The following is a 20,285-nucleotide window of genomic DNA, read 5'->3' as shown; positions in this document are numbered from 1 at the left end:
ATGCCGCATTCTCCGCTCATGACCCAGCTCCACGAACCACTGAAATTCGCCTATTGGGTGCCGAACGTCAGCGGCGGGCTCGTCACCAGCGACATCGAGCAGCGCACCGATTGGGGGTACGAATACAACCGGGATCTCGCGGTCATCGCCGAGAACAACGGTTTCGAATACGCCCTCACCCAGGTGCGCTACACCGCCAGCTACGGCGCCGCCTACCAACACGAATCGACCGGGTTCAGCCTCGCGCTGCTGCTGGCGACGCAGCGGCTGAAGGTGATCGCGGCCGTGCACCCCGGGTTGTGGCAGCCCGGCGTGCTGGCGAAGTTCATCGCGAGCGCGGACGTCCTGTCCGGCGGCCGCGCCGCGGTGAACGTCGTCAGCGGCTGGTTCAAGGACGAGTTCACCGGGCTCGGCGAACCGTGGCTGGAGCACGACGAACGCTACCGCCGGTCCGAAGAGTTCATCCGCGTGCTCAAGGAACTGTGGACGAACGACCACGCCGAGTTCGCCGGCGACTTCTACCGCATTCACGACTTCGACATCAAGCCCAAGCCCCTTTCGGGTGATGGCCGTCCGCATCCCGAGATCTTCCAGGGCGGGAACTCCACGGCCGCCCGCAAGCTGGCCGGCCGCGTTTCCGACTGGTACTTCAGCAACGGCAAGGATTACGCCGGGTTCAGCGAGCAGGTGGCCGAGGTCCGCGGGTACGCCGCCGAAAGCGGTCACGCCGTCCGATTCGGCCTGAACGGTTTCGTGATCGCCCGCGAAACCGAAGCGGAAGCGCGGGACGTGCTGCGCGAGATCGTCGCGAAGGCCAACGTGGAAGCGGTCGAAGGGTTCCGTTCCGCGGTGCAGCAGGCCGGTAGTTCGACGGCGGACAAGAAGGGCATGTGGGCGGATTCGGAGTTCGCCGACCTCGTGCAGTACAACGACGGCTTCCGCACCCGGCTGATCGGCACCCCGGAGCAGGTCGCCGAACGCGCCATCGAGTACAAGCGCCGCGGCGCGAGCCTGCTGCTGCTCGGCTTCCTGCACTTCCAGGAGGACGTCGAGCACTTCGGCAAGCACGTGCTGCCGATCATCCGGGAACTGGAAAAGGACATCGACCGCAGCGCCGCAACGCCCGAACCCGTGGGGAGCCGAGCATGACCGACTGGATCGAACGCGCCCGCGAGGTCGCCGCCAAGCTGGCCGTCGACGCCGTCGAGCGCGACCGCCGGGGCGAGACCCCGTACGAGGAAGTCCGGCTGCTTAAGGACAACGGCCTGGTGACCCTCCTCGGCCCGGCCGAGCACGGCGGTGGCGGTCAGACGTGGGACACCGCCTACCGGGTGATCCGCGAGATCGCCCGGGCCGACGGCTCGATCGGGCAGCTGCTGGGCTACCACTACCTCTGGGCCTGGGCGGCGCGCCTGGTGGCCACGGACGAGCAGGTGGCCGCCGTCGAAGAGCTGTACACGACGGGCAACCTGTTCTTCGGCGGCGCGGTGAACCCGCGCGACTCCGACCTGACGATCACCGAGGACGGCGACTCGATCGTCTACAACGGGCACAAGTCCTTCTCGACCGGGAGCAAGGTCTCCGACCTGACGGTGCTGGAAGGCGTCCTGGCCGGGACCGAGGACCACATCTTCGCCATCGTCCCGTCGCAGCAGGAGGGCATCACCTTCCACGACGACTGGGACAACATCGGCCAGCGCCTCACCGAGTCCGGCAGCGTGACCATCACCGACGTCCGGGTGCCGTGGGAGTCGGCGGCCGGGTACGTCGACCGGAAGTTCCGGCCGCTGGTGTACAACACGCTCAACGTCCCGGCGATCCAGCTCGTCTTCACCAACTTCTACCTCGGCATCGCCCAAGGCGCGCTGGAGACCGCGCTCGCCTACACGCGGGACCACACCCGCGCCTGGCCCTACGGCGGTGACGACAAGCAGGCCGCGGCCGAGGAGTGGTACATCCTCGACGGCTACGGTGACCTGCAGGCGAAGCTGTGGGCGGTCGAGGCCCTGGTCGACAAGGCCGGCGCGGCGATCTCCCGCGTGCTGCACGCCCCGCGCGAAGAGCTGACGCCCGAAGCACGCGGCGAGGTCGCCGTGCTGATCGCCGCGGCCAAGCAGCGCACGGTGGACACCGGCCTGGAGATCGGGACGAAGATCTTCGAGCTGACCGGCGCGCGGGCGAGTGCGTCGAAGTACGGCCTGGACCGCTTCTGGCGCAACCTGCGGACGCACTCGCTGCACGACCCGCTGCCGTACAAGCGCCGCGAAGTGGGTGCCTACGCCTTGCTCGGCGAGTACCCGACGCCGACCTGGTACACCTGAGTCAGGCCGGGACGAGCGCGAGCCGGCCGAAGACTTCGCCGTCGTCGAGCTGCCGGTGGGCGAGGGAGGCGTGCGCCAGCGGCAGCACGTCGTGGACAACGCTGTCCACCTCGCCCCGTCCCGCGGCGGCCAGCAGCTCGGCCGCGGCCGTTCGACGGTCCTCTGTGGACACGGTGTCGGCGCTGAACGTCGCGAAGGTCAGCGACTTCCGGAACGCGGCGAACATCTCCGCGGCCAGCCGCGCCGGCGGTGGGCCCGCGACCGCGCCCACCGCGACCAGCCGCCCGTTGGGGTTGAGCCGGGCGAGGAAGGCCGGCAGCTGCTCGCCGGCTACGACGTCGATGACCACGTCGTAGCCGGTGGGTCCGTCGCCCGAGCGGTCCAGGACTTCGGTGGCGCCCAGCGCGCGCAGGCGGGCACCGCGCTCGGCCGACGACGTCGTGACCCCGACCGCGCTAGCTCCGCCGCGCGCCGCGAGCTGGACGGCCAGCACCCCGATGCCACCCGCGGCGCCGCGCACCAGCACGGATTCGCCGGGCTCGAAGCGGGCGTGCCGAAGGCCGAAGCGGGCCACCACGCCGGAGCCGGCGAGCGTCACCGCGTCGACCGGCGACACGCCCGGCGGCACCGGCACGAGCGTCGCGGCCTGCGCGAGCGCCTGCTCGGCGTACCCGCCGCCGAGACCGGTGGGGGACCAGACGCGGGCCCCGGCCCACGACGCGTCGACGCCGTCACCGAGCGCGGTGACCACGCCCGCGACCTCGCCGCCGGGGACGTGGCCCGCTTCGAAGCCGTAGGCGGCGAGGGCGCCGCGGCGGATGAGGGCGTCGACGCCGCCGACGCCGATCGCTTCGGTGGTGATCACCACCTCGCCGGCGGCCGGACGCGGGTCGGGGCGCTCGACGACGGCCAGGCCACCGGGCTCGCCAAAAGTGCGTATTTCCACTGCTTTCACGGTCATCTCCCGAGGTTCGGTGCGGCCGCGACGGTAACGGACGCCCCCGTCCGGTTCGGCTAAAGTGAGAGGGTGACCGACCGTTTGCCTCGGATCCGGCGTTCGGACGCCCGCGACAACCGCGAGCGCCTCCTCGAAGCGGCCCGGGCGGTGTTCGCCGCCGAAGGCCTGGCCGCACCGATGCGGGAGGTGGCCCGGCACGCGGGAGTCGGCCCGGCGACGCTCTACCGCCACTTCCCGACGAGGGAGCAGCTGTTCGCCGAGGCGTTCGAGGAGCAGCTGCGGGCGTGCTACGCCGTCGTCGAGGACGGGCTCGCGGACCCGGACCCTTGGCACGGGCTGTGTACGGTGCTCGAGCGGCTGGGCGAGCTGTACGCCCGCGACCGGGGGATCACGGCGGCACTGGTGTCGGCGTTCCCGCGCGCGATCGACTTCACGGCCGAGCGTGAACGGGCGCTGAAGTCGCTCGCGGAGCTGGTGCGCCAGGCGAGAGAGGCCGGGCGAGTGCGACCGGAGACGACGGTGGACGACGTGGTGCTGGTACTGATGGCGGCCGGTGGCATCCAGGGCCCCTCGCCGGCGGCCCGGGTGGCGGCGGCCAGGCGGTTCACGGCGATTGCGCTGAACGGGCTTCGAGCTGTCCCGGGGTGAGGACGGCTTGGGCGGTGGGCCGCCGCGGAGGTGAGCGAGGCTGCGGCCGCGGGCGTCCGTGGCGATTGCGCTCGGCGGAGCGTCGAGCCGCCCGGGGGAGCCCCCTCGGTGGCGGGACCGCCGGGCGCCTGCGGCGATCGCACTCAACGGCCTTCGAGCCGCCCCGAGCTGGCCACCGCCTCCGCCACCGCGAGCAAGGTCGCCACCGGATCGTCCCCGAGTGGGTAGACCCCCACCTGGTCGGCACCCGCGTCCAACTGCGCCAGGAGCGTCGCCGCCACCACGTCCGCCGGGCCGTGGGCCACCAGTGCGTCGATCAGGCGGTCGCTGCCCGCCTCGGCGAGGTCCTCCGCCGTATAACCCAGCCGGCGGAGGTTGCTCGCGTAGTTCGTCACGGCCAGCGCCGTTCCGGGCGGGGCCGAACGGGCGATCGCCCGCGCGCGGGCCGCGTCCGGTTCCACCAGGGCGAACTGGCCCGGCAGCACCAGCTTGCCCGGGCCGAGGGCCGCCCGGGCGCGGCGGGTGTGCTCGGTGGTGATCATGCACGGGACGGTCCCGGCCGTGCGCTCCCCGGCCAGGCGCAGCATCCGCGGCCCGAGCGCGGCCAGCACGATCCTCGGTGCGGGCACGCCGTCGCGGACCAAGGCGTCCACATAGGACACCAGCGTCTCGTACGGCGACGCGTATTCGGCGTGCACTTCGCGGTGCCCGATGCCGACGCCGAGCAGGAACCGGCCGGGGTGCTTCGCCTCGATCCGGTGGTAGGAGGCCGCCACCGTGGCCGCGTCGGCGGTCCATGCGTTGACCACGCTCGTCCCGACCACCAGCCGGTTGGTCGCGTCGAGCAGCGCTTCGGCGAGCTCCAGGTCGGCCGGGGGAGAGGCGTCGAGCCAGAGCGTGCCGTAGCCGGCGTGCTCGAGGGCGACGGCCGCGTCCGGGGTCACTTGGTGTTCGCGCAGGTGGGCGCCGAGCAGTCCGAGATCCATGCCGTGAAGTGCACCAGTCCCGCGGTCCGGGAACCAGGACCGGTTCCGCCGGGCAGCGATACCTTCGCGGCATCGTCGCAGGAAAGGAGCGGGCCGGTGGAACTGCGGGCGCTGCGGTACTTCGTCACGGTCGCCGACGAGCTGCACTTCGGCCGCGCGGCCGAGCGGCTGCACATCGCCCAGCCGGCGGTCAGCAGGCAGATCGCCGCGCTGGAGCGCGAGCTGGGCGTCCGGCTGTTCGACCGGTCGCCGCGCCGGGTGCGGCTGACCGAAGCCGGGCAGCGCGTGCTCGGCACGGCGAGGGAGGCGCTCGCGGCCGTCGACCGGGTCCGGCTCACCGCGCGCGCGGGCGTGCTGCGCATCGGCACCGGCGCCGGGCAGTTCGCGGCCCGGCTGGAACGCGGGATCGACGCGCTGCGCGAGCGAGCGGGCTTCGACGTCGTGCTCGTCGACCTGCCGCCGGCCGCGCGCCTGAACGCCGTGCGGCAGGGGGACGCCGACCTCGCGCTGGTCCGGGGCGTGCAGGCGGCGCCGGGACTGCGGGTGCTGCCCGCCTGGACGGAGCCGGTCTTCGCGGTGGTGTCGGCGCGCCACCCCGCCGCGGACCGCCCGGTCGTGCGGGTCGCCGACCTCGCCGGTGGCGAACTGCGGATCCCGTCGGGGGACACCGTCGCCCTGCGCGCGGCCGGGCTCGAGGGACGGGCCGGCCGCCCGGCGGGGACCGCCCGGGACACCGTCGTCGAGGTCGGCTCGGATCCGCGCGGCTGGACGGTGCTGCCCGCCGACCAGGTCGCCGAGATCCGGTCGGCCCGGGTACGAGCGATACCCCTGGAGCCGCCGGCGACCGTCACCGGCAGCGTCGTCGTGCCGGTGGAACTGCCGGGCGAGTGCGCCGCGGCCCACACGGCGGCCTTCGGGGATCGACCCGCCGCGACGTAAGTGGGACAATGTCCCGTATGCTAACCGGGACAACGTCCCACTTGACGAATCGAGCTTCCATGGCGATCACTTACGTGCTGGTCCACGGCGCGTGGCACACCGGGCAGTGCTGGGCGCGGGTCGTGCCGCGGCTGGCGGCGAGCGGGCGGCGGGTCTTCACCCCGACGCTCACCGGCTACGGCGAGACCCGGCACCTGCTGAGCCCGGACGTCGGCCTGCGCACGCACACCGCCGACGTCGTCCGGCTGCTGGTCGAAGCGGACCTGCACGACGTCGTCCTGGTCGGGCACAGCTACGCGGGCCTGGTGATCTCCGCGGTGGCCAACGAGGTGCCGGAGCGGATCGCGCGGCTGGTGTACCTCGACGCGATGGTGCCCGCCGACGGCGAGAACGCCCTCGACGTCATGCCGATCAGCCGGAGCATGCTCGGGACCGGCTGGCGGGTTCCGCCGCTGCCCGAGTTGCCCGCGCCATTCGGCCTGTTCGGCGTCACCGATCCGGGCGACGTCGCCTGGCTGCGGACCATGCTGTCCGACCAGTCGCTGCGGTGCCTCGAAGAGCCGGTCGCCCAGGACAACCCGGCCCTGCGCGCGATCCCGCGCACCCACATCCACTGCACGGTGAAGCCGGCCGGGTTCGACCGGCGCCCGGTGCCCGCCGTGCAGCCGAACGGCGAGCCCGCGGACGTGCGGGAGCTGGCCACCGGGCACGACTGCATGATCACCGCGCCCGCCGAGCTCGCCGGGCTGCTGCTGGACGTCGGGGAGCCGGTGGGGGCCGGTAGCATGCGGTCGTGAGCGGTTCCCGGACGGCGGCAGGCAAACCGCCGCAGCGCGCGGACGCGCGGCGCAACGCCGGCAACGTCCTGGAGGCCGCGGCCGCGGTGTTCGTGACCTCCGGCGTCGAGGCGCCGATCCGGGAGATCGCCGCCCGGGCCGGGGTGGGCACGGCGACCATCTACCGCCACTACCCGACCCGGGCGGACCTCATCCTCGCGGTGTACCGGCTGCAGGTCGAGGCCCTGGCCGAAGCCGGCCCCGCGTTGCTCGCGGCGGAACCTGGACCGCACCGGGCGCTGGTGGAGTGGATCGACCGGTTCGTCGACTTCGTCATCACCAAGCAGGGCCTGGCGTCGGTGCTGCAGTCCGACGAACCCTGCTACGACCCGCTGCACGCCTACTTCCTCGAACGTCTCGGCCCGGTCTGCACGCAGCTGCTGGACGCGGCGGCCGCGGCCGGGGAGATCGTGCCGGGCCAGGACGCGTACGAGCTGATGCGCGGCGTCGGCAGCCTCTGCGCGGGCGCGGGAACGGCGGCGTCCTACGACGCGCGGCACCTGGTGCAGCTCCTGGTGAACGGGCTGCGGCGGACCTGACGCCGGTCCGGCGCGCCGAAGCGGGAAACACCGTCCGCGGGTATCCCGGAATGGGAAACCGGGTCCGGCGGAAATGAAAGTTTCAGTGCCGTCGCCGATTTCGGCAAAGTCGCGCGCGGCCCGGGCGGCGGCGGTCTTGTGTGGCAACAGCTGCCTGAGTATCGTGACAGAGCTCACTTTGTTAACGCTAACATTGTGCTGGCTCGCTTTTGTCCGCCCGATGAACGGAGTACCCGGTGTCCCCATCCCTCAGCCGGCGGCGGTTGCTGCAAGCCGCCGGAGCCACCGCCCTTGCTTCCGCGGCCGGATCCGCCGTGGGCTGGGCCCCGGTCGCCACGGCGGCCTCGGCGGCCACCGCGGCCGTCGGGCCGGTCCGCCCGGACGCCGGGGTGTCCGCGTTCCCGTTCGAGCTCGGCCAGGTGCGGCTGACCGCCAGCCGGTGGCTGGACAACCAGAACCGGACGCAGAACTACCTGCGGTTCGTCGACGTCAACCGGCTGCTGTACAACTTCCGCGCCAACCACCGGCTCTCCACGGCCGGCGCGGCCACCAACGGCGGCTGGGACGCGCCGAACTTCCCGTTCCGCAGCCACGTGCAGGGGCACTTCCTCTCGGCGTGGGCCCAGCTGTGGGCCGTCGCCGACGACACCACGAGCCGCGACAAGGCCACGACGATGGTGGCCGAGCTGGCCAAGTGCCAGGCCAACAACAGCGCCGCCGGGTTCGCCGCGGGGTACCTGTCGGGCTTCCCCGAGTCCGACTTCGACAACCTCGAGGCAGGCAAGCTGTCCAACGGCAACGTCCCGTACTACTGCATCCACAAGACGATGGCCGGCCTGCTCGACGTGTGGCGGTACATCGGCAGCACCCAGGCCAGGGACGTGCTGCTCAACCTGGCCGGCTGGGTCGACCGCCGGACCGCGCGGCTGAGCACGAGCCAGATGCAGTCGGTCCTGAACACCGAATTCGGCGGCATGAACGCGGTGCTCACCGATCTCTACCAGTACACCGGTGACGCGCGGTGGCTGACCGCCGCGCAGCGCTTCGACCACGCCGCCGTGTTCGACCCGCTGGCCGCCAACCGCGACCAGCTCAACGGCCTGCACGCCAACACCCAGATCCCGAAGTGGATCGGTGCCGCCCGGGAGTACAAGGCCACCGGCACCACCCGCTACCGGGACATCGCCACGAACGCCTGGAACATCACCGTCGGGGCGCACACCTACGCCATCGGCGGCAACAGCCAGGCCGAGCACTTCCGCGCGCCCAACGCCATCGCCGGCTACCTCAACCAGGACACGTGCGAAAGCTGCAACACCTACAACATGCTCAAGCTGACCCGGGAACTGCTCGCGCTGTACCCGGACCGCGCCGACCTGGCCGACTACTACGAGCGGGCCCTGCTCAACCAGATGATCGGCCAGCAGAACCCGGCCGACAGCCACGGCCACATCACGTACTTCAGCTCGCTCAACCCGGGTGGCCGCCGCGGCCTCGGCCCCGCCTGGGGCGGCGGCACGTGGAGCACCGACTACAACTCGTTCTGGTGCTGCCAGGGCAGCGGCCTGGAGACCCAGACGAAGCTGGCGGACTCGATCTACTCCTACGCCGACACGACGCTGATCGTGCACCAGTTCCTCCCGTCGGTGCTCACCTGGACCCAGCGCGGCATCACGGTCACCCAGACCACGTCGTTCCCGGCCAGTGACACGACCACGCTGACGGTGACCGGGAGCGTGAGCGGGACCTGGGCGATGCGGATCCGCATCCCGGGCTGGACCACCGGGGCGACCATCAGCGTCAACGGCGTCGCGCAGAACCTGACCGCCACTCCCGGCAGCTACGCGACCCTGTCCCGCTCTTGGGCTTCGGGCGACACCGTCACCGTGCGGCTGCCCATGAAGGTGGCGCTGAAGGCGGCCAACGACAACGCGAACGTCGCGGCGGTCACCTACGGTCCGGTGGTGCTGGCGGGCAACTACGGCAACAGCACGCTCGGCGCGCTGCCGTCGTTGAACGCGAGTTCGGTCACCCGGACCAGCAGCAGTGCGCTGACCTTCAGCGCCACCGCGAACGGTGCCGCGGTGAACCTGGTGCCGTTCTACGACGCGCAGGGCTTCAACTACACCGTCTACTGGAACACCAGTGGTTCCGGTGGGACGACCTACCGGCTGGTCAACGTCGGGAGTGGCTTGGTGCTGGGTGTGGAGAACATGTCCACCGCCGATGGTGGTCGCGCGCTGCAGTGGACGGACAGCGGTACCGCCGATCACAACTGGGAGCTGATCACCGATGGGAGTTCTGTGCGGTTCCGGAACGCCAACAGCGGGAAGGTGCTTGGTGTGCAGGACATGTCGACGGCTGATGGGGGGAGGGTTCTGCAGTGGTCGGACAACGGGACTGCTGATCATCGGTGGACTGTTGTTGATCAGGGGGATGGGTCGTCCAAGATCGTCAACGTTAACAGTGGTAAGTTGCTGACCATTGAGAATGGGTCCACTGCTGCTGGGGCTTATGCTTTGCAGGGGCCGGATAATGGGGCTTCGGCCAATCGGTGGCGGCTCGTGCGCAACGGCTGAGAGTCGGTCTGCTGGTCCTGGTTTGGCTTCCGGTGATCTGTTGGGTTCTGGTTTGGCTGCCGGTTGGTCTGCTGGTTCTGGTTTGGCTGTCTGTTGGTCTTACCTTGCACTGGGTTTTGCTACCCCGATTTGCCATTGTGACTACGGTCGGCGGCACCGCGTCAAGGCGGGAAAGCGTGCCTTGACCCGGTGCCGCCGGCCGTGTTCTGGCTTCGGATCGGGGTTGCGGGGAGGTCTGGGTGCTTCTGTGGTCCCGTTTGTGGTTATCTCGCGTTTTAGTTTGGTGGTGTATAGCGGCCGTCTATTGCTGTCCAGCCTCCGTCTACCATCAGCGTTGAACCCGTTACGTATGTTGCTGCGTCCGATGCCAGGTACACCACTGCTCCGGCCAGCTCTGATGGTTGGGCCCATCTGGCCAGTGCGCTCTTTTTTGCGTACGCGTTGTGCCAATCCGGGTTTTCTTTGATCTGGTTGGTCAGGGGGGTTTCGACCACTCCGGGGGCTATTGCGTTCACCCTCACGCCTGCTTCGCCGAACTCCGCTGCCGCTGTCTTCACCAGCTGGATTGCTCCCGCCTTCGTTGCCGCGTACACCGCTTGACCTGGCTCGACCACGAAACCTCGGACCGAGGAAAATACGATTATGCTTCCCTGTCCTCTTTGGACCATTTGGCGGCCGAACGCCTGCAGCACCGTGAACGTTGCCTTGAGGTTGAGGGCTACCACGCGGTCGAACTCGACCGGGGTGTAGTCGAGGATCCTCTTGCGGACGTTCGTGGCCGCCGTCAACACCAGTACGTCGATGTCGCCCAGGGCCTCGGCCGCCTGGGCGACCGCTTCCGCGTTCGTGATGTCCAGTTCGCGTGCGTGTCCGCCTGCCTCGGCCGCCGTCGACTTGGCCGTTGCCGGGTTCTTGTCCAGGCATGTCACCTCGGCGCCGTGGGCCGAGAGGGCCAGTGCTGCTTCGCGGCCGATGCCGCCCGCTCCGATCAGGGCCGCTCGCTTGCCCTCCAGGCGGAACAATCCGGTGTAGTCGGTCATCGTCTCGCTCATTCCGGCCGGATCACGGCCATGCGGGTGACGGTCAGTTCCTCGATCGCGAACCGGGGGCCCTCGCGGCCGATGCCCGAGTCCTTCACGCCGCCGTACGGCATGATGTCCGACCGGAAGCCCGGGGCCTCGTTCACGATCACGCCGCCGACCTCCAGCTCCTCGACCGCCGTGAACGCGGCCGCCAGTGAGCGGGTGTACACGCTCGCGTGGAGGCCGTAGCGGGAACGGTTGACCAGCTCGAACGCGGCGGGCAGGTCCGGTACCGACCGGATCGCCACGACCGGGGCGAAGATCTCTTCGCACCACGCCTCCGCTTGTTCGGGGACGTCGAGCAGGAGCGTCGGCTCGATCGTGCGCCCGGCCAGGCGGCCGCCGGCCAGCAGCTTTGCGCCCGCCCGCTCCGCGCGGTCGATCCAGTCCAGTGCGCGGCGGGTGGACGCTTCGTCGATCAGGGGCGCCACCTTGGTCGCCGGGTCGCGGGGGTCTCCGGTGGTGAGCTCGCCGATGCGGGCGGTCAGCTTGCCGACGAACTCCTCGCGCACCGGCTCGCACACGATCACGCGCTGGACCGCGATGCACGCCTGGCCGTTGAAGTAGAAGCCGCCCCGCAGGACCGCGTCGGCCGCTCTGTCCAGGTCGGCGTTCGCCGCCACCACCAGTGCCGCGTTGGAGCCCAGCTCCAGGAGCACCTTGCGGGGGGCCGCGTCCTTGGCGATCCGGTGGCCGACCGCCGCCGACCCGGTGAACGACACCGCCGCCACGCGCGGGTCGGTGACCAGCGTGCGCCCGACCTCGGCGTCGCCCGTCACGACCTGGACGATCTCCGGCGGTGCCCCGTGCCGCTCCGCCGCCTCGCGTACCAGCTCCGCCAGCCACAACGCCGACAACGGCGTCGCCGGGGCCGGCTTGCAGATCACCGGGCAGCCCGCGGCGATCGACGGCGCGATCTTGTGACTGGCCAGCAGGAGGGGCGCGTTGAACCCCGCAATGCCCACGACCAGGCCGATCGGCTTGCGCGTCCAGAACCCGACCAGCCCGGCGCCGGACTCCTGGACGTCCAGCGGCACGGTCTCGCCGTGGATGTGCGCGACCTCCTCCGCGGTCGCCGACCAGGTGAACAGCGTCCGCGACAGCTCGAGCGCGCAGTCGGCGCGGGTCTTGCCGGTCTCGGCGACCAGCAGCTCGGTGAACTCCGCCGACCGCGCGCGGACGGCGGCCTCGACGTCGAGCAGGATCGAACGGCGCGCCGCCGAGGTCAGCGCCCCCACCCGCTTGACGACCGCAGCGCCCGCGTCGAGCGCGGTGACCGCGTGCTCGACCGAGCCGACCGGGGCGTCCGCCACCACCGTCCCGTCGTAGGGGAACACCACCGGCGCCGAGCCGGTGCCGGTGACCCACCCCGGCCCGATCGGCAGCCCGGACCGCAGCGGCGGGACGGCGAAGCCCGTCATCGGCAAACCCTCCTCGGACGAGGTCTTCAGGTAGTACCAGCGGCGAGCTGTGCCGAGGGTCCGGCAATTTCGTTCGCGCCGCCGGAGCTGCGGGTCAGCCGGGGTTGGTGTCGGCGTACTTGACCGTGATGTTCTTGAAGCCGAGCGACTGCAGCAGCCCGGTCAGCATCGTCCGGGTGTTCCGCTCGGCGTCGGCCACCAGCGAGCTCTTCGCCGCCGCGGCCTGGATCTGCTTCTGCGCGAGCTCGTACAACGCCTGCTGCGAGTTGGGGTTCCCGCTGAGGAAGTCGCTGATGCGCGTGAAGAGGCCCTGCTGCTGGGCGTACACATGCGACTCGTGCACGTCGAGAGTCGCCGGCTCCAGCTGCGCGTGGCCCAGCGTGATCGTGGCGGACTGGCGGTCGTCGGAGACCTGGACCGCTTCACCCTTGAGCCGGGAGAAGTCCACGTAGGCGTTGTCCGTGCCGACGCCGATGAACAGCGTGTCGCTGCCCACGAGGAAGCTGGGCAGGACGGAGCTGGTGGTGATGTCGACGACCACCTGGAACGAACCGCTCGCCGCTTCGTAGCGGGAGAGCTCGACGATCGACTGCAGCAGCACCGGACCGGAGTGCTCCTCGGTCCGTTCGGCGAACGGGTTGCGCAATTGGGGTAACAGGTGAACCGCCGAACCGACGAGTACCGCGGCGGCCAGAACCACCACTGCCACGGCGAAAGCGACGAGCCGTTTGCCCCAAGCACCCATACCGGCACGAATACCCAAACGGCCGCCCGGCCAATCGAGCGGTACGGTGTGACCGCTTGGCCGGAGGGAGTGGGCGTGCGCAAGTCCGTGTGGCTGTGGATCCTGCTGGCGGTCCTGGCCGTCCTGGTGCTCGGCATGATCTTCGGCGGGTACCGCAAGGGCACCAAACTCGGGGAGCCCGCCGCACCCGTGGTGGCCTGGACCGCGGACCGGGCGGCTTAGCCCCGGTTCCGCCGCTTGCCGCCGGGGGCGTCGCGGTACTTCAGGATTCCCTCCACCCCGCGGAGGAACGTGACGCAGACCGGGGCCGGGTCGGTGAGGCAGCCCGCCGCCATCGCGCCGTCGCGGAGCATGACGAAGTGCCGGGCCGCCGGCTCGGGGTCGGGTTCGCCCGCGGCGGCGAGCAGCTCCGTGACGGTTTCCAGGAACCACTGCCGGTGCGCGAGAACGGCTCGGTGGACCGGGTGGGCCGGATCGGGGTACTCCGCGGCGGCGTTGAGGAACGCGCAGCCCCGGAACCCCGGTGAGCGGATGCCGTCGGCGATCGTCGTGGCCACCGCGCGGACGGCGTCCTCGGGGGCACCGGCCGCCGCCTCCGCGCGGGCCGCGGCCACCTGGGCGCGGATGAGGTTGTCGGCTTCGGTCAGGTAGGCGACGAGCAGTTCGTCCTTGCTGGGGAAGTGCCGGTAGAGCGTGGCCCGCGTGACGCCCGCGCCGGCGATGACCCGGTCGATGCCCACCGAGTGCAAGCCTTCCGCGTAGAACAGCTCGCTCGCGGTGGCCAGCAGCCGTGCGCGTGCTTCGGACACTCGACGTCCACCTCCCGTGGTTCGTGGTCCCGAGCCTAGCAGATAGAACGGTCGGTCTTGACGGCGACGGCGTCACACTGCCATAGTCGGCGGCACGAGACAGATCGTTCTATCTACCGGGAGCACTCATGACCACGAACACCACTCCGGCCGCCGGCGTCGCGCAGACCCTGCGGCGGCTCTACTTCGTCAGGTTCGGGTTTGCCCTGGTCTGGGCGGGATTCCTGGTCGCCACGGCGTCGAGCCTCGGCCCGGTCAGCATCGCGCTGCTGGTGCTGTACCCGCTGTTCGACGTGGTCGCCGCCGTGCTCGACGCGCGTTCGTCGAAGACGGGCAGGCCGATCGCGGCGCTATACGCGAACGTCGCGATCAGCCTGCTCGCCGCCGCCGGGCTGGCGGTGGCCGCCTCGTCCGGGATCCCCGGCGTCCTGCGCGTGTGGGGCACCTGGGCGATCGTGGCCGGCCTCGCCCAGCTCGCCGTCGGGGTCGCCCGGCGCGGCATGGGCGGCCAGTGGCCGATGATCCTCAGCGGTGCGATCTCCGTGGTGGCCGGTGCTTCCTTCGTCATCCAGGCCACAATGGACGGTGCGTCGCTGCGGTCGCTCGCCGGTTACGCCACGCTGGGCGGGATCTTCTTCCTCGTCTCCGCGCTGCGGCTGGGCCGCCGCCGCGCTCAGGAGCAGTAGGTCCCGTTGACCGCCGGCTGCAGGAACGGCGGCGGCGTGCTGCCGTTGTAGGTGGCGTTGTAGCCGAGCGTGGTGGTCCCACCCGTGCCCAGGTTGCCGTTCCACGACGCGCTGTCCACCTTGACGACGTCGCCGGTGTCGCTCCAGGTCCCGTTCCAGCCCTGGGTGACGGTCACGCCGGGTGCGGAGAACGTCAGCGTCCAGCTGCTGAGGGCGGCACCGTCGTTCTCGATGACGATCTCGCCGGTGTACCCGGTCGGCCAGCTGCTGACCACCCGGTGGGTCACCTTGCAGCCGCCGGTCGGCTGCGGGGTCGTGGTGGTCGGGGAAGTCGGCGTCGTGGGGGTGGTCGGCGTCGTCGGGGTGGTGGGGGTCGTCGGTGTCGTCGGCGTGGTCGTCTGGACCGGACCCGCCGCGATGGCGAGGTCGTAGGCCCGCTGCGGCACGAACTGGCCGGCCGTGGCGATGCAGCCGTCCGCCTCGCCCGGCGGCTTGATCCAGAGGAACGCTTCGATCTGGCTGTCGCCGGTCTGGTTGGTGCTCGGGATGCCGATCGCCCGGCCGGCGGGGTCGCACCACTCGCTGCCCTGCGGCCCGTTGCCGTTGCGGCTGGTGTCGACCACAGCCTTCAGCCGCGAGTCGCCGAGCTGGTTGAGGATGGCGTTGTCGTAGGCGACCTCGTCCGCGGTCGAGCGGTAGTTGGACACGTTGGTGGAGATGCCGTCGGCGCTGTTGGAGATGTCGGCGGCGCGCAGCCGCGAGGCGGCCTCGCTCGCCGAAAGCCAGGCGGAGTGCCCGATGTCGAAGTACACCTTCGCCTGCGACGAGCCGGCCTTGAGCTTCTTGCCCGCGTACGCGATCGATGCTGTCGTCTGGCGCTGCTGGTCGCTGCTCTGGCAGTTCGTCATCTGCGGGAGCACGTCGGGCTCGAGGATGATGGCCGCGGGACGTCCCGCGAGGCCGGCCGCCACCTGGTCGATCCAGGCCCGGTAGGCGTCTTGGGACGGGGCGCCGCCGCTGCTCGCGCCGCCGCAGTCGCGGTTGGGGATGTCGTAGACGACCAGGATCGGGATCTTCCCCGCGGCGGCCGCCGCACCGGTGTAGGCGTCCACCTCACCGCGGACCGTGGACGTGTTCGTGGTGGTGAACCACCTCGCCTGCGGCACCGAGGCGATGCGGTCCCGGATGACCGCCGCGCGCGAGTCGCCGGGGTTCGCCGCGACCCACTTGGCGGCGTTGGTGCCCGGGTCGACGTAGTACGCCGAGTCGGCGGCCTGCGCGCCGGCCCACGTGGTCGCGGCGACGAGGCCGGTCGCGGCCACCGCGGCCAGTCCACCGGCTGCCACTGTCCTGCTTCGCATGCACCTTCTCCTTTGAACGGTGGTGGCGCCGGAAACGGCGGTTCTGGGAGCGCTCCCAGCAATCGGAGACTGTAGCCCGGGACGGCGGCTCGGGAAAGGGGTGGCGGCCGGGTTTTCGCCCGGAGCCGAGAAAATTACATTTGCCGCCGACGCCGCTGGGCAACCGGAGAAGGCCGCTGAACTGCGACGATTGTCCTTCCGTGAAACGAGGAGCGGGGAGTTTCGTAAACTGCGCCGCACCGCGGAGCCGGCAGTTGTTCGGTGGCGGCCGGACTGTTAGCGTTAACGCCCGGTGTGTTCGCCATCGACGAAGATGGGTTCTCCCAGGCTGTTTCCCTCTTCGCTGAGCGACCGATCGTTTCGCCGGTCATCCCGAGACTTTCGCGGGGGGCCGCCTTCGTCGGAAGTGAGGACCAGCATGCTCCGGAGTGCGAGAGCCGCGTTGGCGGCGGTGGCCGCGGTCGTCTTGGCGGCGGCCGGTGTCACCGTCGCCGCGACGCCGGCCCAGGCCGCCACCTCGATCACGATCAACGGCGGTTCGGGCGGGCGCACGTTCGACGGCGTCGGTGCCGTCAGCGGCGGCGGTGGCAACAGCCGCCTGCTGATCGACTACCCGGAGCCGCAGCGCGGCCAGATCCTCGACTACCTCTTCAAGCCCGGCTACGGCGCCGCCCTGCAGATCCTCAAGGTGGAAATGGGCGGCGACACCAACTCCACCAGCGGTGCCGAGCCGAGCCACGCCCACTTCCGCGGCGACCTCGACTGCAACCGCGGGTACGAGTGGTGGATCATGGAACAGGCGAAGGCGCGCAACCCCGGCATCAAGCTCGTCGGCTTGCCGTGGGGCGCACCGGGCTGGATCGGCAACGGCACGTTCTTCTCCAACGACCTCACCGACTACTACCTGTCGTGGCTGGGGTGCGCCAAGCAGCACGGGCTGACCATCGACTACCTGACGAGCGTCCAGAACGAAAAGCAGTGGAGCGCCGACTGGACCGTCACGCTGCGGAACGCGCTCAACGCCAACGGGTACAGCGCCATCAAGATCATCTCCGGTGACTCGTGGCCGGGCGACTGGGGCCCGGCGAGCGCGATCTCCACGAACACCGCCTACCGCAACGCGACCGACGTCCTCAGCGCCCACTACACCTGCGGCTACCTCAGCGCGCAGACGTCCTGCAGCGTCCCGGCCAACGTCACGAACACCGGGAAGACGTTGTGGTCGAGCGAAAACGGCTCCCAGGACTACAACGACGGCGCCAAGCCGCTGGCCCGCGGCATCAACCGGGTGTACCTCGACGCCAAGATGACCGCCTACCTCAACTGGGACCTGATCGCCGCCGTCACGCCGAACATCCCGTGGCCGACCGTGGGGCTGATGCTCGCCAACCAGCCGTGGTCGGGCTACTACGCGGTCGGCAAGGACACCTGGGCGCTCGCGCACACGACGCAGTTCACCGCGCCCGGCTGGAAGTACCTCGACGCCTCCAGCGGCTACCTCGGCGGGAACCGCGCGAACGGCAGCTACGTCTCGCTGAAGTCGACCAACAACACCGACTACAGCACGGTCATCGAGACGATGGACGCGACCTCGGCGCAGACGCTGAACCTCAACGTCACCGGCGGCCTGTCCACCGGCCAGGTGCACGTCTGGGCGACCAACCTGAACTCGAACAACCCGGCGGACCACTTCGTGCACAGCACCGACGTCACCCCGGCCGGCGGAGCGTTCTCCCTGACCGTCCAGCCCGGCTACCTCTACACCCTCACGACCACCACCGGGCAGGGCAAGGGCACCGCGGCCGGCCCGCCGCAAGGCTCACTGAACCTGCCCTACAGCGACGACTTCGACGGGTACGCGAAGGGCAAGGAAGCCAAGTACCTGATGGACATGGAAGGTGCGTTCGAGACCGCCGCCTGCGGCGCCGGCCGCGCGGGCACCTGCGTGCGCCAGGCGGCCCCGCAGAAGGCCATCCCCTGGAAGAAGACGACCGATCCCTACGCGTTGCTGGGCAACGTGGCCTGGAGCAACTACACGCTGAGCTCGGACGTGCTGCTGGAGAAGGCCGGGTACGTCGAACTGCTCGGCCGCGTCGGCTCCCAGGACACCGGCAACCAGGGCGCGGTGAACGCCTACTACCTGCGGGTGAGTGACACCGGGGCCTGGTCGATCCTGCGCAACAACACCAGCCAGCAGGTCACGACGCTGCGCAGCGGCACGACCACCGCGCTCGGCACCGGCAGCTGGCACAAGCTGTCCCTGGGCTTCTCGGGCAGCACCATCACCGCCTCCGTCGACGGCACCGCGATCGGCACGGTCAGCGACAGCACCTTCCCGGCCGGTCAGGTCGGGATCGGCACGTCGATCGGGGAGACCGCGCAGTTCGACAACCTCGCCGTCGCCGGCTCGGGCGGCGGGTCGACCTCCGTCCTGCGCAACACCGCGGCCGGCCGCTGCCTCGACGTCCCGAACGTGTCCCAGACCAACGGCACGCAGGTGACGCTGTGGGACTGCAACGGCGGCAGCAACCAGCAGTGGACGCTCACCTCCGGCAAGCAGCTGCAGGTGTACGGCAGCAAGTGCCTCGACGCCGAAGGCGCGGGCACGACCGCCGGTACCCGGGCGATCATCTGGGACTGCACCGGCGGGACCAACCAGCAGTGGAACGCCGCCGCCGACGGGACGATCACCGGTGTCCAATCCGGGCTGTGCCTCACCCCGGCCGGCAACGGCACCGGGAACAGCACGCCGGTGACGCTGCAGACCTGCACCGGCGGCGATGCGCAGAAGTGGACACGGAGCTAGCGGCACCCCGGACGAAGGAGTTCACCGATGAGAGCACGCTGGAGCCGGTTGTGGCCGGCCGTGGCGATCGCGGCGGGTGCGGTGGCCGGCACGGCCACGCCGTCGCAGGCCGCCACCGAAGGACCGTGTGACATCTACGCGGCGGGCGGCACGCCGTGCGTCGCCGCGCATTCGACGACCCGGGCGTTGTACGGCGCGTACAACGGCTCGCTCTACCAGGTGCGGCGGGCGTCGGACAGCACGACGCGGGACATCGGTGTCCTGAGCGCGGGCGGGGTCGCGAACGCGGCGGCCCAGGATTCGTTCTGCGCCGGGACGACGTGCCTGATCACCGTCATCTACGACCAGTCCGGCCGCGGCAACCACCTGACCCAGGCCCCGCCGGGCGGCTTCTCCGGCCCGGCGCCCGGCGGGTACGACAACCTGGCCAGTGCGACGGCGGCCCCGACGACCGTCGGCGGGCAGAAGGCCTACGGCGTCTACGTCGCTCCGGGAACCGGCTACCGCAACAACAACACCAACGGGATCGCCACCGGTGACCAGCCGGAGGGCATGTACGCGATCTTCGACGGCACGCACTACAACGGCGGCTGCTGCTTCGACTACGGCAACGCCGAGCGCAACAGCCGGGACAACGGCAACGGCACGATGGAAGCCATCTACTTCGGCAACATCAAGGTCTGGGGCTACGGCGCCGGGAACGGCCCGTGGATCATGGCGGACCTGGAGAACGGCCTGTTCTCCGGGGTCAACCAGCACTACAACGCCAACGACCCGAGCATCAGCCACCGCTACCTGACCGCGATCATCAAGGGCGGCCAGAACCGGTGGGCCATCCGCGGCGGCAACGCCCAGTCCGGCGGCGTGTCCACCTTCTACGACGGCGTGCGGCCCAACGTCTCCGGCTACAACCCGATGCGCAAGGAGGGCGCCATCATCCTCGGCACCGGCGGCGACAACAGCATCGGGTCCGCCGGCACGTTCTACGAAGGCGTCATGACGTCGGGCTATCCGTCCGACGCCACCGAGAACGCCGTCCAGGCCAACGTCGTCGCGGCCGGGTACGGCACCGGCGGCAGCACCACGGGAACGGGCCCGGTGCACGCGGTCGGCGCCGGCAAGTGCCTGTCCGCCCCGAACTCCACCCAGGGGACGCAGCTGCAGATCGCCGGCTGCACCGGCCAGCCGAACCAGACGTGGACGCGCACGTCGGACGGCAGGCTGACGGCCACGCTCGGCGGGGCGACGCTCTGCCTGGACGCCTCCGGCCAGGGCACGAGCGCGGGTACCAAGGTGGTGACCTGGTCGTGCAACGGGCAGGGCAACCAGCAGTGGACGGTCAACGCGAACGGCACGGTGACGGGTGTCCAATCCGGACTGTGCCTGGACGTGACGGGCGCGTCCACCGCCGAAGGCGCCCCGGTCGAGCTGTGGACCTGCAACGGCGGCAGCAACCAGCAGTGGACGCTGGGCTGACCCCGTAGGCAGCCTGGCCGCTTCGCCGTCCTGACGTGTCGGGCGGCGAAGCGGGCCAGGCGGCGGGCTTCAGTCCAGGCGCTCGGCTTGGGC

The 20,285-nt window shown here is 70.6% G+C and carries 18 protein-coding genes; 11 read left to right on the top strand and 7 right to left on the bottom strand.

The genetic code is table 11. From position 1 onward, the window contains the following. Positions 1–18 precede the first annotated feature (18 nt). Both sfnG and ACLJPY_RS19620 read left to right on the top strand, forming a co-directional pair. On the top strand, positions 19–1,149 hold the full coding sequence (gene sfnG / locus ACLJPY_RS19625; RefSeq protein WP_410590339.1) for a dimethylsulfone monooxygenase SfnG: 1,131 nt from the start codon (positions 19–21) through the stop codon (positions 1,147–1,149). Continuing rightward, on the top strand, positions 1,146–2,321 hold the full coding sequence (locus ACLJPY_RS19620; RefSeq protein WP_410590338.1) for an acyl-CoA dehydrogenase family protein: 1,176 nt from the start codon (positions 1,146–1,148) through the stop codon (positions 2,319–2,321). The genes sfnG and ACLJPY_RS19620 overlap by 4 nt, the downstream gene beginning before the upstream one ends. Position 2,322: 1 nt before the next feature. Here the strand turns inward: ACLJPY_RS19620 and ACLJPY_RS19615 are convergent, their stop codons facing one another. Next, the gene (locus ACLJPY_RS19615; protein WP_410590337.1) at positions 2,323–3,282 is read right to left on the bottom strand and encodes a zinc-binding dehydrogenase; all 960 of its coding nucleotides are present in this window, start codon (positions 3,280–3,282) and stop codon (positions 2,323–2,325) included. Positions 3,283–3,348: 66 nt separating this feature from the next. Between ACLJPY_RS19615 and ACLJPY_RS19610 the strand changes: the two genes are divergently transcribed. Next, positions 3,349–3,927 carry a TetR/AcrR family transcriptional regulator gene (locus ACLJPY_RS19610; protein WP_410590335.1) on the top strand — a complete coding sequence of 193 codons (579 nt, stop codon included), beginning with the start codon at positions 3,349–3,351 and terminating at the stop codon, positions 3,925–3,927. Positions 3,928–4,070: 143 nt separating this feature from the next. Here ACLJPY_RS19610 and ACLJPY_RS19605 read toward each other — a convergent pair whose 3' ends face one another. After that, entirely contained in the window at positions 4,071–4,913 is an 843-nt protein-coding gene (locus tag ACLJPY_RS19605) for a TIGR03620 family F420-dependent LLM class oxidoreductase (protein ID WP_410590334.1), read from the bottom strand. A 96-nt stretch (positions 4,914–5,009) separates the two neighbouring features. Between ACLJPY_RS19605 and ACLJPY_RS19600 the strand changes: the two genes are divergently transcribed. The 4 genes from ACLJPY_RS19600 to ACLJPY_RS19585 all read left to right on the top strand — a co-directional run bounded on the left by ACLJPY_RS19600 (position 5,010) and on the right by ACLJPY_RS19585 (position 9,806). Beyond that, the gene (locus ACLJPY_RS19600) at positions 5,010–5,852 is read left to right on the top strand and encodes a LysR family transcriptional regulator (protein ID WP_410590332.1); all 843 of its coding nucleotides are present in this window, start codon (positions 5,010–5,012) and stop codon (positions 5,850–5,852) included. A gap of 59 nt (positions 5,853–5,911) precedes the next feature. Beyond that, the gene (locus tag ACLJPY_RS19595) at positions 5,912–6,649 is read left to right on the top strand and encodes an alpha/beta fold hydrolase (RefSeq protein ID WP_410590331.1); all 738 of its coding nucleotides are present in this window, start codon (positions 5,912–5,914) and stop codon (positions 6,647–6,649) included. Further along, positions 6,646–7,227, top strand: coding sequence for a TetR/AcrR family transcriptional regulator (locus tag ACLJPY_RS19590; protein WP_410590330.1), 582 nt, complete (start codon positions 6,646–6,648; stop codon positions 7,225–7,227). Before ACLJPY_RS19595 ends, ACLJPY_RS19590 begins: the two co-directional genes overlap by 4 nt. 236 nt (positions 7,228–7,463) lie before the next feature. Next, positions 7,464–9,806, top strand: coding sequence for a beta-L-arabinofuranosidase domain-containing protein (locus tag ACLJPY_RS19585; protein ID WP_410590329.1), 2,343 nt, complete (start codon positions 7,464–7,466; stop codon positions 9,804–9,806). A gap of 275 nt (positions 9,807–10,081) precedes the next feature. On the opposite strand, the gene ACLJPY_RS19580 is transcribed toward ACLJPY_RS19585, so the two are convergent. The 3 genes from ACLJPY_RS19580 to ACLJPY_RS19570 all read right to left on the bottom strand — a co-directional run bounded on the left by ACLJPY_RS19580 (position 10,082) and on the right by ACLJPY_RS19570 (position 13,018). After that, entirely contained in the window at positions 10,082–10,858 is a 777-nt protein-coding gene (locus tag ACLJPY_RS19580; protein ID WP_410590327.1) for an SDR family NAD(P)-dependent oxidoreductase, read from the bottom strand. Then, positions 10,855–12,309 (bottom strand): aldehyde dehydrogenase family protein, encoded by a 1,455-nt coding sequence (locus ACLJPY_RS19575; RefSeq protein WP_410590325.1) that lies wholly within the window; start codon positions 12,307–12,309, stop codon positions 10,855–10,857. The genes ACLJPY_RS19580 and ACLJPY_RS19575 overlap by 4 nt, the downstream gene beginning before the upstream one ends. Before the next feature lie 94 nt (positions 12,310–12,403). Beyond that, on the bottom strand, positions 12,404–13,018 hold the full coding sequence (locus ACLJPY_RS19570; RefSeq protein WP_410590324.1) for a DUF4230 domain-containing protein: 615 nt from the start codon (positions 13,016–13,018) through the stop codon (positions 12,404–12,406). Between the two features lie 111 nt (positions 13,019–13,129). On the opposite strand from ACLJPY_RS19570, the gene ACLJPY_RS19565 reads away from it, so the two are divergent. Continuing rightward, a complete protein-coding gene (locus ACLJPY_RS19565) occupies positions 13,130–13,276 on the top strand; it encodes a hypothetical protein (RefSeq protein WP_410590323.1) in 147 nt (48 codons plus the stop codon). Here the strand turns inward: ACLJPY_RS19565 and ACLJPY_RS19560 are convergent. Continuing rightward, positions 13,273–13,863 carry a TetR/AcrR family transcriptional regulator gene (locus ACLJPY_RS19560; protein ID WP_410590322.1) on the bottom strand — a complete coding sequence of 197 codons (591 nt, stop codon included), beginning with the start codon at positions 13,861–13,863 and terminating at the stop codon, positions 13,273–13,275. The genes ACLJPY_RS19565 and ACLJPY_RS19560 overlap by 4 nt on opposite strands. 128 nt (positions 13,864–13,991) lie before the next feature. Between ACLJPY_RS19560 and ACLJPY_RS19555 the strand changes: the two genes are divergently transcribed. Beyond that, positions 13,992–14,549 carry a hypothetical protein gene (locus tag ACLJPY_RS19555; protein ID WP_410590321.1) on the top strand — a complete coding sequence of 186 codons (558 nt, stop codon included), beginning with the start codon at positions 13,992–13,994 and terminating at the stop codon, positions 14,547–14,549. Here ACLJPY_RS19555 and ACLJPY_RS19550 read toward each other — a convergent pair. After that, positions 14,537–15,895: a glycoside hydrolase family 6 protein gene (locus ACLJPY_RS19550; RefSeq protein WP_410590589.1), complete on the bottom strand. Its 1,359-nt coding sequence runs from the start codon at positions 15,893–15,895 to the stop codon at positions 14,537–14,539. The two genes, ACLJPY_RS19555 and ACLJPY_RS19550, sit on opposite strands and share 13 nt — an antisense overlap. 433 nt (positions 15,896–16,328) lie before the next feature. On the opposite strand from ACLJPY_RS19550, the gene ACLJPY_RS19545 reads away from it, so the two are divergent. Both ACLJPY_RS19545 and ACLJPY_RS19540 read left to right on the top strand, forming a co-directional pair. Further along, positions 16,329–18,716, top strand: a complete 2,388-nt coding sequence (locus ACLJPY_RS19545) for a ricin-type beta-trefoil lectin domain protein (protein ID WP_410590319.1) — start codon at positions 16,329–16,331, stop codon at positions 18,714–18,716. A gap of 27 nt (positions 18,717–18,743) precedes the next feature. After that, positions 18,744–20,192: an arabinofuranosidase catalytic domain-containing protein gene (locus tag ACLJPY_RS19540; RefSeq protein ID WP_410590317.1), complete on the top strand. Its 1,449-nt coding sequence runs from the start codon at positions 18,744–18,746 to the stop codon at positions 20,190–20,192. The last annotated feature ends 93 nt before the right edge of the window (positions 20,193–20,285 follow it).

This window comes from Amycolatopsis sp. lyj-23, assembly GCF_046549135.1.
Lineage (GTDB): Bacteria > Actinomycetota > Actinomycetes > Mycobacteriales > Pseudonocardiaceae > Amycolatopsis.
Note: the sequence above shows the minus strand (reverse complement) of the source record. Positions and strands in the feature narration are given on the sequence as shown.